Consider the following 20,435-nt stretch of genomic DNA (forward strand, 5'->3'; position numbering starts at 1 on the left):
AAAGTGACGGAGGAACCCTCACCGCCATGAACATCCAAGGGAAGACCGCTCTGATCGCGGGGGCCACGTCCGGACTGGGCTTGGGCGTGGCCCGCTACTTCGCCGAGCGCGGAGCCAACGTCGTCCTCCTCGGACGCCGCCGCGAACTCGCCGAGAAGCTCGCCGCCGAGATCGGCGACAATGCCGTCGGCCTCGGCACCGACATCGCCGACCCCGACCAGGTGGCCGCCGCCGTCCAGGCGACCCTGGACCGGTTCGGCAGGATCGACATCGACATCAACACCGCGGGCTACATCGACGCGATCTCGCTGACCACGGCCGACGGGAAGCCGACCGACCCGGCCGGCTTCATCCGACTGTTCACCACGAACGTCGTGGGCACCTTCAACGTCATGAGCCAGGCCGCCGCGGCCATGCTCAAGAACGAGCCCGACGCGGACGGCGAGCGAGGGGTCATCATCAACACCTCGTCCGCCGCCGCCGAGGACGGTACGGTCGGCATGGTCGGATACTCGGCGACCAAAGCCGCGCTCGTGGGGATGACGCTCCCCGCGGCTCGCGAGTTCGCCGGCCGTGGCATCAGGGTCAACACGATCGTGGCCGGCGGCTTCGACACACCGAGTGCCGGCGACATCATCGACGAGGCGGCCGTCGCACAGCAGATCCAGAACTTCGCGGGCCCCCTCCGCCTGGGCACGCCCGAGGAATTCGCCGCGTTCGCCGCCCACCTGGTGGAGAACGGCTACGCCAACGCCTCCAGCCCACGGCTGGATGCCGGGTACCGCATTCCCCTCCAGTTCTAAAGCGGCATAGCGAGTCCTCCATGGTCAGAGGCGTCGGTAAGCCAGGGCCCCACCGGAATGCCGCTCGGGCCAGGCCGACCGGTGACGGCTGTGGAGGCGGCTGCCGCCCGGTGGAACGTGACCGCTTACGAAACGCATGGCTCACGGGGCTTGGTCGACACCGCGGCGCCGCTTGGCGTCGGCTGCCTTCTGCTGGCGTGGGCGTCAGGTGCGCCCGGCAGGGCGATTGCGCTGCTCAGCGGCGGCGGCCCGGGGCCACGCACCCTGACCACGTTCGTCGGCGGCGACGAGGCCGCCTACGCACGGTGCGCGCCCGTCTTCACGCCTTCTCCCGCCGCGTCAGCCGCAGGGGACCGGGCGGCAGCGGGCAGCTGACCAAGCTGCTGAAACAACGCCATGACGATGTCTAACCTGAAGAACGCCTTCGACCTGGTCCGTCTCGCCCGTGGGCTCGACGTGGACATTCCGGCCCTGCTCGACGTGATATCCGACAGCAGTGGCGGTAGTGCCTCCCTGAGCTCGCTCGGCACCACCATCACCCCCGAGATCGCCCCGCACCTGCAGGGCCTGATGCGCAAGGACATCGAGCACTTCGCCGACACCATCCGCGCCCATGGCCTGCACCCGGAGGAGCTGCACGGCCGAGCTGGCGCCGACGGCCTGGTCGAAGTGGTCACCCCTCTCCACCCGACAGGCCACGCGGCCTGAACCTCGCCCAACTCGCGGGCCAGTCCCGATGATCCGCGGCCCGCATCGCCTCAAGGGAGGCGCCCTCCGACTCGGCACCCGCCGGAGCGGCCCGGCCCCTTCGGCACCTGGACCGGCCTCGGCCACCAACAACCCCACCCGGCTGAACCGTACGGCCGGCTCGCCGCTCCAAGTCCACGCCTGGGGGCCGACCGGACCGGACGCTGCGACGCCTCATCGCACCCGCAAGTGAACGGGCCCGCACTGCCGGTGGAGCCAGATGACGTAGACCATCGGCAGACCCTCCGTCTGACGGACCAGCACTCGGCCCGACTCGTCTACGCGCCAGAACGGTTCCTCGTACCGGGTACTGCAGGCGACGAGCACAGGGCCAACTCGTCTGGCTCGGACCTTCGGAGCCGGTTGGCAGACCGCAGCCAGCCTGCAGTCTGCCAACCTCCGCCGCTTTGGTGAGCGTTTCGTCGATCTCCTCCCTTGAGGTTGTGCGACGCTGCTGTCCTTCAGGGCAGGGTTGGGTCGATGCTGCCGAGAGTTCGGCTCTATGCGCCGAGTTGGGTGATCTGCTGCGAGCGCAGGATGCGGGGTCCGGCACCGTCCAATCGGGCAGCTGCGATCATCGCGCGCCCGAGATGCTCGGTGCTCGTCACGTATCGAGGTGCGACGCGGCGCAGGAGTGGATAGAGCACGGACATGAGCCGGTAGAGCAGTCGATACCAGCTCGTGCGAGAGATCTCTCCGTTCACGGGCTGGATCCACGCGGGGCGGAAGGCGTAGGTGTGCATGTCCATGGCCATCAGAGCATTCTCCGTCTGGCCCTTCACCCGGGCCCAGAACGCGCGCCCTTGTTCCGTGCTGTCGGTTCCTTCTCCCGATACGAACACGAACGTCAGGTGCGGACTGTTGGCAGCCACCACCCGTGCGGCTTCCACGGCGTAGGTGTATGTGATCTTCTCGTACTCCGTCTTGCTGCGTCCTGCTGCGGATACTCCCAAGCAGTAGAAGCACGCGTCGGCTTCTGCCAGGTCCGCTGCTATCGGGTCGAGGTTCGTGAAATCCGCGTGAACCACTTCACGAACCTTCTGGGCGTTGCGGCCGAGTGGCCGTCGGACGACGGCGACGACTTCGGTCACCTCTGGGTCCTCCAGGCATGCGCGGAGCGCCCCTTGTCCAACCATGCCTGATGCGCCGAAGAGAACTACTTTCACGTTGATACTCCTTCCTGGTTGTGGCTCTGCTGGATTGCCGGCGGGTGCCGGGTCGGCCTGGTGGGCAGAGCGAAATCGAGTTCGCGCCCATACGAAGGGGCTGGGCTTCCAGGGTTTCGGCGGGGTGCCGGCCGTCAGCCTTCGGCCTTCTTGGGTTCGATGAGCCGGCGGGCGGCCTCGACGACCGCCGACCGGTGCAGAGCCAGCCGTTCCGCCGACCAGGGCGGGACTCCCTCTTTCGTGTCGATGCCTTCGGCGGCCCAGAACCACGCCTGGGCCACGGCGAGCACCATGGTCAGGAGGTCGGCGGGCTGTATCTCCGGGGCGAGGTCACCGAGCTGCTGTGCCTCGGCTACCTCGGCGGTCTTGCGCCGGAAGGCGTCCGGCTCGGGTCCGGCGGTGGAGGGGCGTTCCAGGAGCTTCCATAGGCGTAGGCGCATGAGGTCCGGCCGGGCGACGAGGTGGTCGAAGATCGCGCCGGCGTATCCGGGCAGATCCTTGACATCGAAGGGCACCGACTCGGCGCCCGCCATCACTGCCCGCTGCAACACCTCATCGAACAACTGTTCCTTATTGCCGAAGTAGACGTAGATCAGCCGCTTGTTCGCCCCTGCGGCCTCGGCGATCCGGTCCACCCGAGCGCCGGCGATGCCGTAGGCGGCAAATTCGGTGAAGGCAGCGTCGAGCAGCCGGGTCTTGGTGGCATTGGAGTCGCGTGTCATGGCCACCACTCTACCAAGTAACTAACCAGTTATTGACATCCGCGACTCCCGAGATTACGTTGTATCTATCTGGTTAGTTACGAAGGGAACCTCATGGAACACCGCGCACTGGGCAGTCAGGGTCTGAACGTCGGTGTGCAGGGTCTCGGCTGTATGGGTATGAGCGTCTTCTACGGCGCCACCGACGAGGGCGAGTCGCTGGCCACCATCGACCGGGCGCTGGAGCTGGGTGTCACCTTGCTGGACACCGCCGAGAGCTACGGTCCGTTCTTGAACGAGCGGCTCCTGGGCAAGGCGCTGGCCGGGCGCCGGGAGGCTGCAGTTGTGGCCACCAAGACTGGTGTGGAAATCACCGACGACGGGCAGGTGCTCGGTCTCAACAGCCGGCCGGAGTATGTCCGCCGGGCGCTCGAACGCTCGCTGCGGCACCTGGGCACCGATCACGTCGACCTGTACTACCTGCATCGCATCGACCCGAATGTGCCGATCGAGGACACCGTCGGCGCGCTGGCCGAGCTGGTGGCCGAGGGCAAGGTCCGTCACATCGGCGTGTGTGAGGCGTCCGCGCAGACGATCCGGCGTGCCCATGCCGTGCACCCGCTCACCGCCGTGCAGACGGAGTACTCGCTCTTCGAGCGCGACATCGAACACAACGGAGTGCTCGACACCCTGCGGGAACTGGGGATCGGCCTGGTCGCCTACTCCCCGCTGGGGCGCGGCTTCCTGTCCGGCGCGATCACCAGCCCCGACGACTTCGCCGAGGGCGACTGGCGTCGGACCGACCCCCGCTTCCAGGGCGAGAACTTCGACCGCAACCTCGACGTCGTCCGCGAGGTCCGCCGCATCGCCTCCGCCAAGGACGTCACCCCCTCCCAGCTGGCACTCGCCTGGGTCCAGCACCAGGGCGCCGTCGCGATCCCGGGCACCAAGCGCCGCCGCTACCTCGAGGAGAACATCGCCGCGACCGAGGTGACCCTCAACGCGGAGGACATCGCCGCCATCGAGGCGGTCGCCCCGCACGGTGTCGTCACCGGCGACCGCTACGCACCCGAGCTGATGGGCACACTCAACGGCTGAGACCCAGCCGGCGCCTTACCGGATCCCATCGCGGGGCGAGAACACCTAGCCCCCACACAGCATCAAGCCCCTACGCTTTGAAAGGTCCCCCTATGCCTCAGCCAGCCCAGCGGTCCCGAATCTCCATCGGCGACACGACGGTTACCTACCTCCCCGACGGCTTCGGCGCGCACAACCCCGACGTCCTGTTCCCCGGCGTGGACTGGACGACGCACCCCGGCTACCTCGAAGACGGGCAGCTCGTGCTCTCGTTCGGCTCCTTCCTGATCCGCGCCGGGGACCAGAGGATCCTCGTGGACCTGGCCGTTGGGAAGATCGACGTGGATGTGCCCGGTGTCGCTCAGCTCAAGGGCGGTTCACTTCTGCAGAACCTCGCCGCAGAAGGGCTGTCTGCCGATGACATCGACACGGTGGTGTACACCCATCTGCACCTCGACCATGTCGGCTGGACAAGCGATGTCGCGCCGCTCCCGAACGCGGCCGCCACGGACGCGCCCACCGGCCTCACCTTCGCCCGGGCACGCCACCTGATGTCGCAGGACGAGTGGCAGTACTGGTCGACGCGGACAGGTGAGATGGGCGGGCCGGACACCGAAGCGGTACTCAAGCCACTCGACGGAGTCGTCGAGTTCGTCAAGAGCGGCGACAGCATTGCACCCGGCGTGACCGTCGAGGCGACACCCGGGCACACTCCCGGGCACCTGGCGATCGTCGTGCGCGACCCGTCGGGCACCAGCAGCGAATCGGTCTGCATCGTGGGAGACATCCTTCACTCCCCGGCCCAGGTCGGCGACCCCGCCTTGGTGTTCTCCTCCGACGTCGCTCCGGACCAGGCCCGAGCGGTGCGCGACCGCGTGCTGGCACGGCCGGACACCGTGATTGCCGCCGGGCATTTCACGGACGATGTGTTCGGCCGTGTCACATCGGTGGGCGACGCCTACGCCTGGGCTCCTGTTGGCGGCTCGCCGAACGCCCGGTGACCCGACCGGACCTGCCCGCTCCGGGTGCGGCCCGACCGCACCCGGCCCTCAAAATCCCCAACAGCCCGGGGTGACGAACACAATCGGCGTGTGAGCCGATCGCGTTGAAGCTTCGGTTTTCTCAAGTCAGGAGACTTACCTCATGTCCGGACCCCAAACGCCCCACACGTTCGGGGCAAGCACCACCGCCGCCGACGTCATCGACGGCGTCGACCTGCACGGCCGCCGGGCCGTGGTGACCGGAGCCAGTTCCGGAATCGGGGTGGAGACGGCCCGGGCGCTCGCCGCGGCCGGCGCCGACGTCACCCTGGCCGTGCGGAACACCGACGCGGGCGCCCGCGTGGCGGCGCGCCTTGAGACCGAACTGCCCTCCACATCAGGCGAATTGACTGTGGAGCGGCTCGACCTGGCCGACCGGTCGACCGTCGCGGCGTTCGTGAACGCGTGGACCGGGCCGCTGCACATCCTGGTCAACAATGCTGGAGTGATGGCCCTTCCGGAACTCACCCGCACCCCTGACGGCCGGGAGATGCAGTTCGCCGTCAACCACCTGGGCCACTTCGCTCTCGCCGTCGGACTGCGGCCAGCACTCGCGGCGGCTGAGGGCGCACGGATCGTCTCGGTCAGCTCGATCGGCCACCTCTTCTCGCCGGTCATCTTCGACGACCTGGACTACCGCTTCCGCCCGTACGACCCCTGGACCTCCTACGGCCAGTCGAAGACCGCCAACACCCTGTTCGCCGTCGGTGCCGCCGAGCGCTGGGCCGACGACGGCATCACCGCCAACGCGCTGATGCCGGGCAACATCGCCGACACGTCGCTGGCCCGGCACATGGACGCGGAGCAGCTGGCCGGCTTCATCGAGACGACCGGACTCGCACTGCCCCCGCAGAAGACCGTCGAGCAGGGCGCCGCGACCTCGGTATTGCTGGCCGCCTCACCGACAGTGGACGGCGTCACCGGCCGCTACTTCGAGGACTGCGCGCAAGCCGCACCGGTCACCGAACGAGCCGGTGCCATCGCGGGTGTGGCGCCCTACGCCCTGGACCGGGAGAACGCTGCCCGGCTGTGGGCCGTGTCCAAGTCTCTCGTCCGCTAGGACACGCTTGGGTAGCCGTGTGACCGCCTCGTGCCCAGGGCGTTGTTGTGGCACGGGACGGGGGCAACCCGATGCATGCCGAGTGGGAAACGACTGAGGTCGTCGACCTTGTCCGCGTCCTCCGGCACCGGGCTATCCAGCCGGGCTGCTTCAGCACCACCTCTCCCGCGACATGACGGTGCCATGGGCTGGGGTCCGTCGGCGTGGAGCCGCCGTAGGGGCGGTCGCTTCCGGCCCCGCCGCCCGGGCGGCGTCACCGGGGGCGGGCTCCCCCCCCACCTCGTCGATGCGGGCCAGCAGCTCCTCGTGTTCCGTGTCAGTGACCTGCTCGCCTGAGGACGGAAGGAGCTGGGGGATGCCGTCGACGATGGGATAGTGACGGCGCAGACGGGGTTTATAGAGCAGCCCGTCGGGGACGGTGAGCGCCAGCGGCTGTCGAGCGGGCAGGCGAGGATCTTCAGTAGCGGATCGTCGGGCTTCATGGGCGGCTCCTTCGTTGGCGTGGACGCGGGCGACGGGTGAGCGTGCGTGGGTGTTCCCCCTTGTCAGGGGGCTCGGCGGGTGGTGCGTCATGGCGGGGCAGGGCGAGCAGCACGGACACGGCCACGGCCGTGCCGCCCAGCCGCAGGGCGAGCTGCACCGGGTCGGACGGCAGCGGCTCACTGAATGCGACAGTTCCGCAGTTCGGGTGCTCGCGGCGTCCCTGCTGCGGGCGTCGCGGCCATGGAACCGCCTACAGAGCACGCGGATGCCTCGTACCGGGCGTAGACCAACCTTCGGCCCTACGCCCGGCCTCCGGCTATGCCCATTCGATGCCGAGTTCCGCGAGTGCGGCGCGCTGCTCGGGGGTGAACTTGTGCGGCGCTGCTTCCGGTTGGCGTACCAGACACCCAGCTTGTGCTCGTGGTCCTAGCCGTCGATAACGACGGGTTCAAGGTGCCCCCGCGGTACCGCCCTGTGGTCTTCGCGAGCGATGTACTGCGCGAGGGTGGCAATGCCCCGCTGGAAGGCTGCTGACGCCTTCTCGGCCGCCTTGGTCACCGGGGCTGGGGTGGGCCGTTCAGCGGGCTTGATGCCCAGCGCTGACAGTCGCCGCTGTTGCTCTTCGGGCAGCTCCGTCCATGAGTTCGCCTGCCGCTGGAGCCACCTCCCGAGATCGTCGCCCTCGAAGAGCACGCCCGGCTCGATGGCGGGCAGGATGCCATCGGCTTCGACCAGGTCGGCGAGGACGCGGTAATGGCGTTGCCAGTCCAGCGGCCACGGGCACGCCCAGTCCTCGTCGATAGCCGTCAGCTGTTTCGCGCGCATCTCCGCACGCTCCTGGTCTTTGCCGAGCCCGCCCTTCCTGCGGAGGTTGGCCATGTGCTGCCCTACCGGCACGAGCTCGCCCTCAGCGTCGCCCCACACCGCGTCCTGCCTCGGGGCAAGGTGGCCATGCGCGCGCCGGAACGCGCGCAGCATCGCCAGCTTGGTCTCCCAGGCTTCCTCGCCCGGCTCCCACACCATCCCGGCGTCGTCCCCGCTGAGGACCGCACCAGCGGGCAGTTCTGCGATGCCGCGGGCCGACCGACCGTCGTGATGACGAGGCGGGCCCGCGAACTCCTCATCAAAGCCCGCCTCCACCTGATGGGGTCGAAACAGACGCCACCGTCCTGGCCCACCGAACTCACCGCGTAGCTGAGATCACCGAGTGGCCGTCGATACACCACTCCAGCGGACGTGACCCCGCTCTGCTCCCGTTTGCCCGGTCGTTTCGGGACAACGTGCCCAAGTGGGGTAACTCATAAGTAGAGTTCCACTTTTCACACTCCGTACATTGATAGGGCTTCTCGTGAGTCCTACTCTCACGGCATGGCAGCAGGAACAGCGCTCTCTGCTCGCCGCCACGTCGATCTCGAACGCGTGGCGAGCGCACTGTGTACGGCCACTGCGGCGTGACCGCCGAGGTCGGGCCGTGTTCGCCCGATCACTGATCCGGCCGGATCGCGCCACATCGCCACGGGATCCCCACCTGGCTCCAGATTGCCCTGCCGCCGTGGCGGTCGGCCGGGCGCCCGACGCCTGATTCCCGTCGCTTCCTTGTGTACGGCAGCAGGACTGCCTGTCCCGCGGGCCGCGGGCATGCCCTGAATTCCGGTTTCTCATTTCCGCATGTTGAATTCCGTTCGGGATTTCGGCGTGTCCGCGCGGCCACACAGCACAAATGAACAGGAGGAAACGACCCCATGAGTAAGAACGGAAGACCACAAGTGAGTCGGCGCGGCTTCCTGGCCGGCACGGCGGCTGCCGCGGCCACGGCAGCCGTGCCGGGGATAGCCCAGGTGGCGGCCGGTGGTTCCGCCGCGGCTGCGACGCGCCCCAACATCCTGCTCATCGTCACCGACGACAACCCCAAGCAAACCAACTGGGCGCTCCAGAAGACCATCAACTGGCTCGGCGGGCAGGGTGTGACCTTCAACAATGGCCACGTCACCACCCCGCTGTGCGCACCTTCGCGGTCGTCGGTCTTCTCGGGCCGCTACGCCCACAACCACGGCGTGCGTAACAACGGCGCCTCGCTGCAGCTTGACCAGAGCACCACGGTGCAGCGCTATCTCAAGCAGGCGGGCTATCGCACCGGTCTGTTCGGCAAGTACCTCAACTCCTGGCCTCTCGCGAACAACCCGCCGCACTTCGAGGACTTCGCGCTCCTGCAGCCGGGCTACGTCGACGCCCAATGGAACGTCAACGGCACCGTCCAGACGATCAACGGGTACACCACCAACATCATCAAAAACAGGACGCTGGGCTTCCTGGACAAGGCCGCGACCGACACCCGCCCGTGGTTCGCGTACGTCACCCCGTATGCCTCGCACGAGCCCAACACGCCCGCCACCCAGTACGCCGACACGGTCGTGCCGGACTGGAACGGTCGTCCCTCCGTCCCCGAGAACGACCGCAGCGACAAGCCGACCTACGTGCAGAACGCGACCAGCACCCTGGCCGACGGCAAGGCGCAACGCGAGCGGCAGCTGCGCACCCTGCTGTCGGTCGACGACGCGGTGCAGGCGTTCAAGAACAAGCTGATAGCCCTGGGCCAGTTGAACAACACCCTGGTCATCTACATCGGCGACAACGGCTATCAGTGGGCAGATCACGGCCTCCTCGGGAAGGGGACGCCCTACTCTCCGGCTCACGAGGTGCCGTTCTACCTGTCCTGGCCAGCCGGCGGCCTGGGCGCCGGGACCACCGACAACCGCATCGTTGCCAACATCGACATCGCGCCGACCATCCTGGACGCCGCCGGGATCACCCCGACCCACTCGGTGGACGGCAAGTCCCTGCTGTCCAGCTTCAGCCGCGACCACGTGCTGGTCGAGTGGTGGAAGCACGGCAGCGCGGGCGTCAAGGACTCGTGGGCGTCCTACGTCGCCAAGGACAAGCAGTACGTCGAGTACTACAACCTGTACACCGACGCCAACGGCAAGGAGTTCGGCACCGGGCAGAAGACCTTCCGGGAGTACTACGACCTGGTGAACGACCCGTACCAGCTCACCAACAGGCTCTACCAGGCGACCCCGGCGGAGGAGCAGAACCTGGGCATCCCAGCCCTGGCCTCCCAGCTCGCGGCCGACCGCAACAGCTAGGCACCGCACGACAACCCCGTGGGGCACCGGCAGCGGTGGCCGCCGGTGCCCCACGGGCCCCATCGACTCCTGGAGAGGCCATGTCCTCCTGCTGCACACCCGGCCACGGCTCGGCCACGGCCGTCGCGCTCCAGCTCGCGGCGCCCCCGAAGCCCACGCCCGCACACCGAGCAGCCCGGCAGCTGATCGACCTGCCCGGCGGGCGCTTCCTCATGGGCACCGAGGACGCGGACGGCTTCCCGGCCGACGGCGAGGGCCCGATCCGCGAGGTCGAGGTCGCCCCCTTCCGGATCGCGGCCACGACGGTGACCAACGCCCAGTTCGCCACCTTCGTCAAGGCCACCGGCTACGTCACCGAAGCCGAGCGCTTCGGATTCTCCTTCGTCTTCCACGGACTGCTGCCGGACGACCTCGCCGCCGCTTCGCAGCCGGTGCCGGAGGTGCCCTGGTGGCGGGCGGTGTCCGGCGCCACCTGGAAGCACCCTGAAGGCGCCGGTTCGGTCATCGCCTCCCGGCAGAACCACCCTGTCATCCATGTCTCCTGGAACGATGCGCAGGCGTACTGCGAGTGGTCGGGCACCCGGCTGCCCACCGAGGCGGAGTGGGAGTACGCCGCCCGCGGTGGCCTGGAGCAGGCCCGCTACCCCTGGGGCGACGAACTCGCCCCGGACGGAACGCAACTGCTCAACACCTACGAAGGGGTCTTCCCCAGCACCCACACCGGCCACCTCGGGACCGTCCCGGTGAAGTCGTACCGCCCCAACGCCTACGGCATGTACAACACCGTGGGGAACGTGTGGGAGTGGTGCTCCGACTGGTTCAGCGTGGGCTTCCACCCCTCCGGCCCGCGTGAGAATCCGACGGGCCCCCCGAAGGGCACCGCCCGGGTCATGCGCGGCGGTTCCTACCTGTGCCACGACTCGTACTGCAACCGTTACCGCGTGGCGGCCCGCAGCTCCAACACCCCCGACAGCTCCACGGGAAACATCGGCTTCCGTGTGGCGGCGTGACTGCGAGCACCTCGCGGACTCTGCTCGTGGAGGCCGCCAGCAGCCACCCGACACGCCGGTCTCAAGCTGAAGCCTTGGCTTCGGCCACTCTGAACCACCCGGGCCGTACCTCGGCCAGCAGGGGCTTCAGCGACTCCACTGCGGACCGCAGGTCCTGCTCCGTGGGGTCAAGAGGCTCAGGCAAACCACGGAAGGATCACGCGGCCGAGAGGCCATCCGCGGCAGCGACTTGGGCTACAGCCGCAGGGAGGGGTGCGCGCCCCAGGCCATCAGGCCGGTGCCCAGCGCCGGGACGAGGGCGGGCGCCTCGACGGCGACCACCACGGCGAGGGCCGAGCCGATCGTGGCGGCGGCGAGGGTCGTGCGGTCGGTGGGCGGGGGCGTGGGCATGGGAGCCCTCCGGACATGAGTCGGTACGGGCCGGCCACACGGGCTGCGGCCGCCGCCCGGGCCGGAGCCGGCCGCTCACTTCCAGAACCTTGGAATAACGGGTGAGGTCAGGGGGGCGTGAGGGTGTCGAGTTGTGCGGCGAGGTCGGGGTGGGCGGTGGTCAGGTGGGGGCGGGTGGCGTTGAGGGGGCGGATGAGCTCGGCGGGGTCGTCGTGGGCGAGGGCCGCGTGAAGCCGGCTGAGCGGGAGGCGGGCCGCGGTGGGCGGGTCGGTGAGGGCGGCGATCTGGCCGGCGATGCGGCGCAGGTCGGCGGCGTTGCGGCGGGCCCAGGTGGCGGTCCTGCGTTCGGCGGCCCGGCGTTCGCGGGCGGCCTGGACGCGTTGTTCGCCGGTGGTTCCGGCGGGGCCGGGGCGGCCTCGCAGGTAGCGGCGTTCGGCGGCCTGGCGGCTGGCGACGCCGAGGGGGTGGGCGAGGTCGGCCCAGCTGGCACCCGCGTGGCGAGCGGTTTCGATCAGGCCGGATTCCCATCCGGCGAGCTGCTCGCGTACCTGCCGCAGCAGCAGGAGGGAGGCCAGGGCCTGCTGCGGGCCGACGTCGTGGGTCTCGGCAGTGCCGGGGACCTCGTGCCGGGCGGCATGCAGGGCGTCGTCTATGGCTTGAAGGGCCGCCGCGGCGGCGAGGAACGAGGCCGGGCCTTGTGTGTCGGCGCTGGACGATGCCGGCTGGTCGGCCGGGGTCATGGGCACCTCCCTCAGTAGTCATCCTTTGGACGACGTCACGCTTGTCATCCATTGGATGACATGTTACAACGGTTTCAGTGAGGCGCATTGGCAGCAACTGCCCGAACCTGCTGGAGGTGTTTTTCACGATGTTGATGCGCACTGACCCCTTCCGTGAGCTGGACCGGCTGGCGCAGCAGCTGATGGGCCCGGGCACCTGGTCGAGGCCGTCGGCGATGCCGATGGACGCCTACCGCGAGGGCGACGAGTACGTGGTGGCCTTCGACCTCCCCGGCGTCAGCGCGGACGCGATCGACATCGACGTCGAGCGGAACATGCTGACGGTCAAGGCCGAGCGCCGACCGGTGGCGAAGGCCGACGACGTGCAGATGGAGCTGTCCGAGCGGCCGCTGGGCGTCTTCTCCCGCCAGATCGTGCTCGCCGACACCCTCGACACCGAGCACATCAAGGCCGACTACGACGCAGGCGTGCTCACCCTGCGCATCCCGATCGCCGAGCGCGCCAAGCCCCGCAAGATCTCCATCGGCGTCGGATCCGGCCGCAAGGAAATCTCCGGCTGAGCCGGACAGCCGAGCGCTGAACAGCGGCGGAGGACGGGTACCTGATCTCCCCCTATCCCGTCCTCCGCGCCCCATGGACCGAGGAAGGGGTGCGGCCGACGTGACTGTGCGATGGGAAGCGTTCCTCGACCAGGTGAAGGAACGCGGCGAATACGACTCCTTGCAAGAGGCCGAGCGCGCGGCCCGCGTGGTGCTCGCCCTGCTGGGCGCACATCTGGTCGGCGAGGTACGCGCCCGGCTGGCGGCGCGTCTGCCGGAAGGCTTCGCCCTGATCCTTCTCAACCCGCTCCAGAGCGCCGAGCCGCTGCCACCGGAGCGGTTCGTGCGGGCGACGGCGGCCTGGATCGAAGGGGCCACCGAACAGACCGCGGCGTGGGACGTCAGCGCCGTCCTCAGCACCGTCGCCGACGCTGCTGGCGACGACCTGCTCAAACAGATCCTGCTCCAGCTCCCCGCGGGCTACGACCTCCTCTTCGGCCGCCCCCAGCCCACCTGACCACCCACCCCCCGGTGGCCGCACACCGGCCACCACGACCCTGGTGACAGAAAGGCAACCACCGCAGTGATGTCCGAGCAGAGCGCGCCGCTCCAGCAGCCCTACACAAGGGCGTACGAGCAGATGCTGGAAAAGGTCCGCCACGACGGCGCCTACCCCAACCGTGAGAAGGCCGAGGAAGCCGTCCGCCTCGTCCTCGCGGGACTGGGACGTCAGCTGACCGGCGACGAACGCGTCGAAGGGCCGCCCGCAGCCCCTCGAAGCCGCACGCGTCCTCACCGCTCAGATCCCTGAACCCCAGCCTGGGTGGCTGGGCCTTTGTCAAGGACCTCGCCGCCCGCACCGGCGCCTCCCTGGCCACCACCCGCTGGGACACCGGATCCGTCTTCTCCGCCCTCGCGGCCTACGCCGGCCCCGACCTTCTGACCCGCATCCTGCGCCACCTCCCCTCCGGCTACGCGCTGCTGTTCGGCCGCGCCGAACTCACCACCGCCGCGTAGACGGCGACGTGCGTGCTCGGGGCGGACGCGACCGCCACTACGCTGTCCGCCCTGCGCCTCGGGGCCCGCGAGGTGACCATCGTCGCCCGCTCGTCAGCGCGCACCGAGGAGTCGGCACGCGCGGCCGAGCGCATCAGGTCCGGTAAGAACCCGGCGTCAGGGCCGCTTCTCAGCCGGGGGGTTCAGGTCGCGGGGCGGGAGGCGGACCGCGAGGAGCCGGAAGTGGAGCAGGCCCTGCACCAGACATGCCGTCCCCACCATCAGTGCGCCGAGTCCGTAAATCCGCGGCTTCTTGACACTGCGGCGCACCCAGGGCCAGGTCCACCCGGTGAGTATCGAGGCCGTTCCCAGTCGTCAACGACCCCTCGGCGCGGGCGGGACGTCGCCGCAGGCTACGGGCCTTGCCTGCGGGATGTGGCGAGCATATGCAGCCCTTGGGGGGTGAGGGTGGAACCGAGTGCGGGGCGGAGGGGTGCGCCGGACACGGGTTCCAGGCGCCAGCGGGTGGCGATGGTGGCCAGGGCGAGTGTGGCCTCGGTGATGGCGAACGTGTCGCCGATGCATTTGCGGGGGCCGGCGGCGAAGGGCACCAGGGTGCCGCGAGGGGTTCGTGCGGTGCCGCCGTCCTTCCACCGGTCGGGGTCGAAGCGTTCAGGGTCGGGATACAGGTCCGGCCGGTGGTGAATGACGTAGGGGCTGTAGGCCACGGTGGCGCCGGCCGGGAGGAGGTGGCCGCCGAGCTCGGCGGGGCGGGTCGTGGTGCGGGTGAGGAGGTAGCCGGGCGGGTAGAGCCGCAGGGTTTCGGTGAGGATGCGCCCGGTCACCTCCAGGCGGGGCAGATCTTCGACGGCGGCGGCGGCGCCTGCCAGGACGCCGTCGGTCTCGCGGTGCAGGGCTTCTTCGACGCCGGGATGGTGGGCGATCAGGTACAGGGCCCAGGCCAGAAGGGCGGCGGTGGTTTCTGTTCCGGCGAAGGAGAAGGTGACTATCTGGTCGGTGAGCTCGGCATCGGACATGCCTTGGCCGGCGGCGTCGCCGCTGTGGGGGTCGCGGGCGGCGAGGAGGGCGGAGAGCAGGTCGCCGTGGTCGGTGCCGGCGGCGCGGTACTCGGCGATGATACGGCTGAGCCTGGCGCGCAGGCGGGTGCCGGCCCGGACGTAGCGGCGGTTGCCCGGGGTGGGGAGCCGGTCCAGGGGCGGTGGCATGAACATCCGCCGGTAGAAAGCGGCCTGGAAGGTGTGGAGATCGTCGATCATCTCGGTGAGGGCCACGCCGGTCAGGCGGGCGTCGGCGAGCATCGTGGCGACGAGTGTGCGCGCCGTGATCTGCTGCATTTCGGCGAGCACATCGATGACCTGTCCCTGCTGCCAGGAGCGGGTGACCGCGGTGATCTGTTCGGTCATCACCTGGCCGTAGCGGGGCAGGCGCTCGGGGTGGAAGGCAGGCTGGATCAGGTGCCGCTGACGCCGGTGGTCACGGTGAGGACAGGTGCCCAGTCCGTTGCCGAGGGTCTCTCGGGCGCGGTCGAAGAGCAGCCCGCCCTTGTCGAAAGTGCTGTCCTCCAGGAGGACCCGGCGGGTCAGCTCAGGACTGCAGGTCACATACACGTGCTGAGGGCCCAGCCTGATCCGGACCAGGTCACCAAGGGCGGGCAGGGAGGCCAGGAACGGGAGGGGATTGCGCAGCAGCGGAAGGGCGTGGCCGAGCAGCGGTAGCGCTCCCGGTGCTATGGGCGCTGCGATTTTGGTGTTGATGATCCCTCCGCGTGGCTCGGGCGGTGGCCGCGTCTCCCCGGGGGCCGGCCGGATGCCCGTGTCCGGGTGGCTGACGACGTCTTCGAGCCGCGGCCCAGTTGTCGGCTGCGCAGCGGCAATCGGGGCCGGGGGAAATGCAGGTCTCCTCGGACAGCTGCAACACGCAGGCCGATTGCCTCGGCCGGCATTTGCGCAGTCCGTACCAGCACCTGCCCGCCTGGAGCACACCGCCAAACCCCGAAGTGCTCACCCAACCGGCGAACTCTTGAAGCGCTCCTCAACACAGCACACGCCAACGCCCTACGAGCGCCCGCCCTGCACGTCTTCGCCCTGCACGTTCCCGCCTCCCGCAGCTACCACGACCACCAACGAGCCCGCGGCAAGTACCCGCACTCAGGCCCTTGGTGGAAGCCTTCGTCGCGGAGCATGGCGAATGGGTTGCGCTTCCGGTCTGTCTCCGGTCCAAGTCCCGGCGGTCGGCGAGACGTCACTCGGGCTGCGCGGTGAATTTGCCGCGCAGCTGACGGAGCACGAACGCTGTGAGCAGCTGACCGCAAGCACCCGCTGAGCCCGTGGGCCTTGGGACCGGATCAGGGGTGCGCGGTGCCCCGTTTGTCGTCGACGGCTGGAAAGTGGACCGGCAGCGACGCTTGATCGGCGTTCTTGAGCGCAGACCCCCTGCTTTAGCTGGGGGTTAGCTCATCTTCAGGTCGGAGCCGCGCAGCGGCGGAGTTCGCTTCGTTGTCAGTGGCGTGCACTACGTTGATCGCGTCAGCTCGAGGGGGGGTGTTCCTATGCTGTCCGGTCGGAGGTGCCGGCTTGAGCTGACGGCCGAGCAGGCTGGGCAGTGCGAGGAGTGCGCGAGTGTCTGCCGGGCGGTGTGGAACACCGCTCTCGAACAGTGGCGGGAGCACCAACGTCGGGGCGCGTGGATGAACTACGTGCCGCAGGCGGCCGAGCTGGCCGACGCCAAGCGCGAGCACCCTTGGCTCAAGACCGCGGGTTCAGGCTACGAGAAGGCGGAGGCCGAGCTCTGCCGCGTCGAGGGCGACGAGGTCGCGGTTGCGCTCGGCCCACCGGCCTGAGGAAAGGTCGCCGCGAAGCCTGTTTACCGCCCGCTGCTCGGCCTCCGACCCGACTCTGGTCCATACCGATACCGCGCGGCGCACATGTTCGTCCAGGTACGCCTCGGGCCGGCGCCAGTAGGCCTCGAAGAAGCCGTCAGCGCAGTCCCACGGGATGAGCACCGGCTCCATGCGGGCCCCGATCGCGCTGGCCAGCTGGTCCACCGAGGGCCGGCCAGCGACCAGGCCAGCGACCTCAGGCAGGTAGTCGCGGGTGAGCCAGAACCGGTGACGCCAGCCGGTGTCACTGGCGTCGTGCGTGAACACCACCACGCGCCGGGCCACTCGCCGCATCTCGCGCAGCCCGGCGATCGGGTCCTGCCAGTGATGAACGGTGCTGAAGGCCATCGCGGCGTCGAAGGACTGGTCCTCGAACGGGAGGCTCTCCGCGGCGGCGGCCACGCACGGCGCCGCGCTCGCGGGACGCTGCGCCCGCATGACCGCCGACGGTTCCACCGCGGTCACGTCGCGGTCTGGGGGTTAGTAGGAGCCGGTGCCGGCGCCCACGTTCAGTACCGTCCGTGCGTCCCCGAGCGCATCCCAGATCCTCGCGGCGATCCGCGGCTCGGTGCGTCGCGTCGCCGGGTAAGCGGACCCGATGGCTTCGTACAACTGCGCGCCGAATACTTTCAGTTGTTCCTCTGGCGTCGTCCTGATCCCCATTGCCCGTGCCTCCAGTTCCCCGTCTATGGCCGTCACCATGGCAGCAGCGCGGTCGCGCTGGTCCAGCAGCAGGCCGCGCAGCCGGTGTAGGTGCGCGACCGCGTCGTTGGTCGGGTCGTCAACGAGATCCGCGATTTCACGCAATCCGAAGCCCAGCCGCCGGTAGGCGAGCACCTCCCGCAGTCGCTCCACGTCGCCCGCCGAGTAGGCCCGGTATCCGGCCGAGGTCCGCGCGGATGGCTGCACAAGGCCGATCTCGTCGTAGTGATGCAGTGTGCGGACGCTCACGCCGGCCAGCTCGGCCACGCGTCCCACGGACAGGTGTTCCTCCACGCCACCGACAATGCGGCATGACGCCACGTGAGGGTCAAGCGCTTCGCTCCTGGTACCGCGCGTGGCTCCACCGCCGCGCCGGCCAGTAGCTGCAGGCTGTCGAGCGGTCATGACCGCAGCAGGAGGGGAGGCCTCCGTCTGGGGGAGGGCGACGCCGCCCTCGGTCAGCAGGACCATGCATGACCGGCGAGGTGCTGATTGCCGCGGGCTGCGCTCAACGGGGCATCCGGCCCCTGACTCGAGCTGTCCTTGGGGATGGCCAGCTCGGCCCAGATCGTCTTCCCGGAGGAGGTGTACCGCGTGCCCCAGCGCTGGGACATCTGGGCGACGAGGAACAGGCCGCGGCCTCCCTCGTCGTCGCGGCGCGCGCGCCGCAGGTGTGGTGCGGTGTGCGCGCTGTCGGAGACCTCGCACAGCAAGCAGCGATCCCTGATCAGCCTCAGCATGACCGGTCCGGTGGCGTACCGGATGCCGTTGGTGACCAGCTCGCTCACCACGAGTGCGGCAGTGAACGACAGCTCGGACAGGCCCCAGGTCCCCAGCTGGCGCTCGGTGAGCGTACGGGCCTGGGCCACCATGGCTGGGTCGGACGGCAGCTCCAGGTCCGTCACCTGGTCGGCGTCGAGCTGCCGAGTGCGGACGAGCAGCAGCGTGGCGTCGTCCACCTGTGGTCCGGGCGGCAGGGCCGACAGCGCCCGGTCACACAGTTCCTCCAGCGGGCATCGCTGCCAGGTGAGCACCTCGGCCAGGCGGTCGATGCCGCTGTCGATGTCCTGGCACCGGTCCTCCACGACGCCGTCGGTGAAGAACGCCAGCACGCTGCCGTTGGACAGGTCCAGCTCAACGTTCTCGTACGGCAGGCCGCCCAGCCCCAAGGGCGGTCCCGGCGCCAGAGAAGACATGGCCACCGAACCGCTCGCATCGGCCACCATCGGCGGGGGATGGCCCGCGCTGGCCCAGACGCACCGGCCGCTGACCGGGTCGTAGATCGCATACAGGCAGGTCACTACCATTGCCCCGCCGCTCAGCCCGTCATCCGCGTCGGGCTCCGATTCCTGCGCGACCAGGTCGTCCAGCCGTGTGAGCAGCTCGGCCGGGTCCAAGTCCAGCAGAGCAAGGGTCCGTACGGTGGCGCGCAGCCGGCCCATGGTCGCGGCAGCGTGCATACCGTGGCCCACCACGTCACCTACAGTCAGTCCCACTCTGGCCCCGGACAGCGGGATCACGTCGAACCAGTCGCCGCCCACGCCCACGCGGCTGTCGGCAGGCAGGTAGCGATACGCAACGTCGACCGCGCTCTGCTGAGGCAGGTGCCGTGGCAGCAGGCTTCGCTGCAGTACCAGGGCTGCCGCATGCTGACTGGTGTACCGGCGGGCGTTGTCGATGCCGACGGCGGCCCGCTCGGCCAGCTCCATGGCGAGTGCCTGCTCCTCGGGGCCGAAGGGGTCGGGGTTGCTGTTGCGCCGGAAGGTGGCCAGGCCCAGGACGGCCTCGCGGGTGAGCAGCGGGACGAACAGGCAGGAGTGCGAGGCGGCCGACCCCGCCTCGCCCGGTGCCTCGCGCGGGCAGGCGTCGACGACGCAGCGGCCGGTGGCAAGGCTCAGCGCCTGCGGTGACGAGGGTGGGTAGGAGACCGGGCTGGTCCGGAACTCTTCCGGAGTCCGACCGTGCATCCGCAGCAGACCGTGTCCCGGCGCCGAGCGCGTCGGCGGCTGCCGTCCCTCGATGACCGCCGGGGGCAGATCCACCAGCACCTCGTCGGCCAGCTGCGGTACCGCCACGTCGGCCAGTTCCGCAGCCGTACGACGCACGTCCAGCGAGGCACCGACGCGCTTTCCCGCCCGCACCAGAAGCGACAGTCGTTCCTGGGCGCGGTAGCGGTCGGTGATGTCCAGGGACTCCTCGAACAGCCCCAGCGGTTCGCCCCGGGCGTCCAGCAGCCGGTGGTAGGAGCAGGACCAGACGTGCTCGCGCACCGGGTCGGCGGGGGCGCGCCCGCGGTAATGCATGCCGACGATCGGCTCCCCCGTCGTCAGCACGTGGTGCATCACCTGGTCCTCGTCCGGGGGATGGTGGCGGGAGATGAATTCGCCTTCCGGAAAGAGATCCGCGGCCGGCCGACCGGTGTACTGGGCGATCCCCCCGAGCTCCAGATCGGTGGAGACGTTCCCCCAGACGACGCGCATGTCGGTATCGAAGATCGTCAGGCCCACGGGAGACTCGGTCGCCAGACCCTGCAGCATCGCCAGCTGCGCCTCCCAGCTGCGGAGCGCCTCCAGTTCGGCGGCCACCACGACGGCCGCAGCGCCGCTCCCGTGCGACAGCGGGCTGAACATCACGGCCGCGCGCACCGTACGCCCGTCCCGATGACAGAGGTCCAGGACGGTGCTGCGGGTCTTGTGCGCCCTGCAGAGGGCAGACGGTCGCTCCCCAGAACTCGTCGCCAGCAGCCGGGCGGCCGACTGGCCGAGTACATCCTCGGGAGCATGTCCGAGGAGGCGCTGGGCCGAGGATCCCCACCCGACAATGCGGCCCTTGTCGTCCAGTACGGCGGTGGCGGCCTTGGAGAGGTCCAAGGGACTGTGGAAATCCACGTTGGCCGCACTCGGAAAACGATCCATGACACCGCTTCCCTTCGTGCTCCC

At 69.4% G+C, this 20,435-nt stretch carries 18 protein-coding genes and 4 pseudogenes; 12 read left to right on the forward strand and 10 right to left on the reverse strand.

The annotated features are described in order from the left end of the window. Positions 1-26 precede the first annotated feature (26 nt). Both ACWCXB_RS32395 and ACWCXB_RS32400 read left to right on the forward strand, forming a co-directional pair. A complete protein-coding gene (locus ACWCXB_RS32395; RefSeq protein WP_450727350.1) occupies positions 27-803 on the forward strand; it encodes an SDR family NAD(P)-dependent oxidoreductase in 777 nt (258 codons plus the stop codon). 396 nt (positions 804-1,199) lie between these two features. After that, positions 1,200-1,511: a hypothetical protein gene (locus ACWCXB_RS32400; RefSeq protein ID WP_450727351.1), complete on the forward strand. Its 312-nt coding sequence runs from the start codon at positions 1,200-1,202 to the stop codon at positions 1,509-1,511. Between the two features lie 539 nt (positions 1,512-2,050). On the opposite strand, the gene ACWCXB_RS32405 is transcribed toward ACWCXB_RS32400, so the two are convergent. Next, complete coding sequence (locus ACWCXB_RS32405; RefSeq protein WP_450727352.1) at positions 2,051-2,716, reverse strand: NAD(P)H-binding protein; 666 nt, start codon at positions 2,714-2,716, stop codon at positions 2,051-2,053. Between the two features lie 134 nt (positions 2,717-2,850). Continuing rightward, a complete protein-coding gene (locus ACWCXB_RS32410) occupies positions 2,851-3,438 on the reverse strand; it encodes a TetR family transcriptional regulator (RefSeq protein ID WP_450727353.1) in 588 nt (195 codons plus the stop codon). 93 nt (positions 3,439-3,531) lie between these two features. Between ACWCXB_RS32410 and ACWCXB_RS32415 the strand changes: the two genes are divergently transcribed. The 3 genes from ACWCXB_RS32415 to ACWCXB_RS32425 all read left to right on the forward strand — a co-directional run bounded on the left by ACWCXB_RS32415 (position 3,532) and on the right by ACWCXB_RS32425 (position 6,594). Further along, positions 3,532-4,515: an aldo/keto reductase gene (locus ACWCXB_RS32415; protein WP_450727354.1), complete on the forward strand. Its 984-nt coding sequence runs from the start codon at positions 3,532-3,534 to the stop codon at positions 4,513-4,515. Between the two features lie 92 nt (positions 4,516-4,607). Continuing rightward, positions 4,608-5,495, forward strand: coding sequence for an MBL fold metallo-hydrolase (locus ACWCXB_RS32420; protein WP_450727355.1), 888 nt, complete (start codon positions 4,608-4,610; stop codon positions 5,493-5,495). 142 nt (positions 5,496-5,637) lie between these two features. Next, positions 5,638-6,594 carry an SDR family NAD(P)-dependent oxidoreductase gene (locus ACWCXB_RS32425; RefSeq protein ID WP_450727356.1) on the forward strand — a complete coding sequence of 319 codons (957 nt, stop codon included), beginning with the start codon at positions 5,638-5,640 and terminating at the stop codon, positions 6,592-6,594. Positions 6,595-6,879: 285 nt separating this feature from the next. Here ACWCXB_RS32425 and ACWCXB_RS32430 read toward each other — a convergent pair. The 3 genes and pseudogenes from ACWCXB_RS32430 to ACWCXB_RS32440 all read right to left on the reverse strand — a co-directional run. Next, positions 6,880-7,076: pseudogene (locus ACWCXB_RS32430) on the reverse strand (Trm112 family protein); the annotation flags it as partial. Next, positions 7,073-7,273: pseudogene (locus tag ACWCXB_RS32435) on the reverse strand (hypothetical protein); the annotation flags it as partial. The pseudogenes ACWCXB_RS32430 and ACWCXB_RS32435, both read right to left, overlap by 4 nt. A 230-nt stretch (positions 7,274-7,503) precedes the next feature. After that, positions 7,504-8,217: a helicase associated domain-containing protein gene (locus ACWCXB_RS32440; RefSeq protein ID WP_450727357.1), complete on the reverse strand. Its 714-nt coding sequence runs from the start codon at positions 8,215-8,217 to the stop codon at positions 7,504-7,506. 228 nt (positions 8,218-8,445) lie between these two features. Here ACWCXB_RS32440 and ACWCXB_RS32445 point away from each other — a divergent pair, with 228 nt between their 5' ends. The 3 genes from ACWCXB_RS32445 (at position 8,446) to ACWCXB_RS32455 (ending at position 11,230) form a co-directional block, all read left to right on the forward strand. Beyond that, positions 8,446-8,532 (forward strand): putative leader peptide, encoded by an 87-nt coding sequence (locus ACWCXB_RS32445; protein WP_450727420.1) that lies wholly within the window; start codon positions 8,446-8,448, stop codon positions 8,530-8,532. A gap of 287 nt (positions 8,533-8,819) precedes the next feature. Next, positions 8,820-10,220: a sulfatase family protein gene (locus ACWCXB_RS32450; RefSeq protein ID WP_450727358.1), complete on the forward strand. Its 1,401-nt coding sequence runs from the start codon at positions 8,820-8,822 to the stop codon at positions 10,218-10,220. 80 nt (positions 10,221-10,300) lie between these two features. Further along, complete coding sequence (locus ACWCXB_RS32455) at positions 10,301-11,230, forward strand: formylglycine-generating enzyme family protein (RefSeq protein WP_450727359.1); 930 nt, start codon at positions 10,301-10,303, stop codon at positions 11,228-11,230. Positions 11,231-11,464: 234 nt separating this feature from the next. On the opposite strand, the gene ACWCXB_RS32460 is transcribed toward ACWCXB_RS32455, so the two are convergent. Then, positions 11,465-11,620, reverse strand: a complete 156-nt coding sequence (locus ACWCXB_RS32460; protein ID WP_450727361.1) for a hypothetical protein — start codon at positions 11,618-11,620, stop codon at positions 11,465-11,467. Positions 11,621-11,727: 107 nt separating this feature from the next. Next, on the reverse strand, positions 11,728-12,360 hold the full coding sequence (locus tag ACWCXB_RS32465; RefSeq protein WP_450727363.1) for a type III effector protein: 633 nt from the start codon (positions 12,358-12,360) through the stop codon (positions 11,728-11,730). 128 nt (positions 12,361-12,488) lie between these two features. On the opposite strand from ACWCXB_RS32465, the gene ACWCXB_RS32470 reads away from it, so the two are divergent. From ACWCXB_RS32470 to ACWCXB_RS32480, 3 genes and pseudogenes are all read left to right on the forward strand, one after another. Next, positions 12,489-12,920: an Hsp20/alpha crystallin family protein gene (locus ACWCXB_RS32470; RefSeq protein ID WP_450727365.1), complete on the forward strand. Its 432-nt coding sequence runs from the start codon at positions 12,489-12,491 to the stop codon at positions 12,918-12,920. A 100-nt stretch (positions 12,921-13,020) separates the two neighbouring features. After that, complete coding sequence (locus ACWCXB_RS32475; protein ID WP_450727367.1) at positions 13,021-13,416, forward strand: DUF2267 domain-containing protein; 396 nt, start codon at positions 13,021-13,023, stop codon at positions 13,414-13,416. Positions 13,417-13,485: 69 nt separating this feature from the next. After that, positions 13,486-13,916, forward strand: a pseudogene (locus ACWCXB_RS32480) (DUF2267 domain-containing protein). Between the two features lie 392 nt (positions 13,917-14,308). Here ACWCXB_RS32480 and ACWCXB_RS32485 read toward each other — a convergent pair. Beyond that, a complete protein-coding gene (locus tag ACWCXB_RS32485; protein WP_450727422.1) occupies positions 14,309-15,790 on the reverse strand; it encodes a cytochrome P450 in 1,482 nt (493 codons plus the stop codon). Between the two features lie 674 nt (positions 15,791-16,464). On the opposite strand from ACWCXB_RS32485, the gene ACWCXB_RS32490 reads away from it, so the two are divergent. Beyond that, entirely contained in the window at positions 16,465-16,755 is a 291-nt protein-coding gene (locus tag ACWCXB_RS32490) for a helix-turn-helix domain-containing protein (protein ID WP_450727369.1), read from the forward strand. Here ACWCXB_RS32490 and ACWCXB_RS32495 read toward each other — a convergent pair. Both ACWCXB_RS32495 and ACWCXB_RS32500 read right to left on the reverse strand, forming a co-directional pair. Next, positions 16,675-17,763 (reverse strand): annotated as a pseudogene (locus tag ACWCXB_RS32495) (MerR family transcriptional regulator). The gene ACWCXB_RS32490 and the pseudogene ACWCXB_RS32495 sit on opposite strands and share 81 nt — an antisense overlap. 191 nt (positions 17,764-17,954) lie before the next feature. After that, a complete protein-coding gene (locus ACWCXB_RS32500; protein WP_450727371.1) occupies positions 17,955-20,411 on the reverse strand; it encodes a SpoIIE family protein phosphatase in 2,457 nt (818 codons plus the stop codon). Positions 20,412-20,435 lie beyond the last annotated feature (24 nt).

It is taken from the genome of Streptomyces sp. NPDC001514 (genome assembly GCF_053597075.1).

Coding starts and splice junctions, on each gene's coding strand:
- ACWCXB_RS32395 (WP_450727350.1), top strand. CDS start 27: ATGAACATCCAAGGGAAGACCGCTCTGATCGCGGGGGCCACGTCCGGA.
- ACWCXB_RS32400 (WP_450727351.1), top strand. CDS start 1,200: ATGACGATGTCTAACCTGAAGAACGCCTTCGACCTGGTCCGTCTCGCC.
- ACWCXB_RS32410 (WP_450727353.1), bottom strand. CDS start 3,438: ATGACACGCGACTCCAATGCCACCAAGACCCGGCTGCTCGACGCTGCC.
- ACWCXB_RS32415 (WP_450727354.1), top strand. CDS start 3,532: ATGGAACACCGCGCACTGGGCAGTCAGGGTCTGAACGTCGGTGTGCAG.
- ACWCXB_RS32420 (WP_450727355.1), top strand. CDS start 4,608: ATGCCTCAGCCAGCCCAGCGGTCCCGAATCTCCATCGGCGACACGACG.
- ACWCXB_RS32425 (WP_450727356.1), top strand. CDS start 5,638: ATGTCCGGACCCCAAACGCCCCACACGTTCGGGGCAAGCACCACCGCC.
- ACWCXB_RS32445 (WP_450727420.1), top strand. CDS start 8,446: ATGGCAGCAGGAACAGCGCTCTCTGCTCGCCGCCACGTCGATCTCGAA.
- ACWCXB_RS32450 (WP_450727358.1), top strand. CDS start 8,820: ATGAGTAAGAACGGAAGACCACAAGTGAGTCGGCGCGGCTTCCTGGCC.
- ACWCXB_RS32455 (WP_450727359.1), top strand. CDS start 10,301: ATGTCCTCCTGCTGCACACCCGGCCACGGCTCGGCCACGGCCGTCGCG.
- ACWCXB_RS32460 (WP_450727361.1), bottom strand. CDS start 11,620: ATGCCCACGCCCCCGCCCACCGACCGCACGACCCTCGCCGCCGCCACG.
- ACWCXB_RS32465 (WP_450727363.1), bottom strand. CDS start 12,360: ATGACCCCGGCCGACCAGCCGGCATCGTCCAGCGCCGACACACAAGGC.
- ACWCXB_RS32470 (WP_450727365.1), top strand. CDS start 12,489: ATGTTGATGCGCACTGACCCCTTCCGTGAGCTGGACCGGCTGGCGCAG.
- ACWCXB_RS32490 (WP_450727369.1), top strand. CDS start 16,465: ATGCTGTCCGGTCGGAGGTGCCGGCTTGAGCTGACGGCCGAGCAGGCT.
- ACWCXB_RS32500 (WP_450727371.1), bottom strand. CDS start 20,411: ATGGATCGTTTTCCGAGTGCGGCCAACGTGGATTTCCACAGTCCCTTG.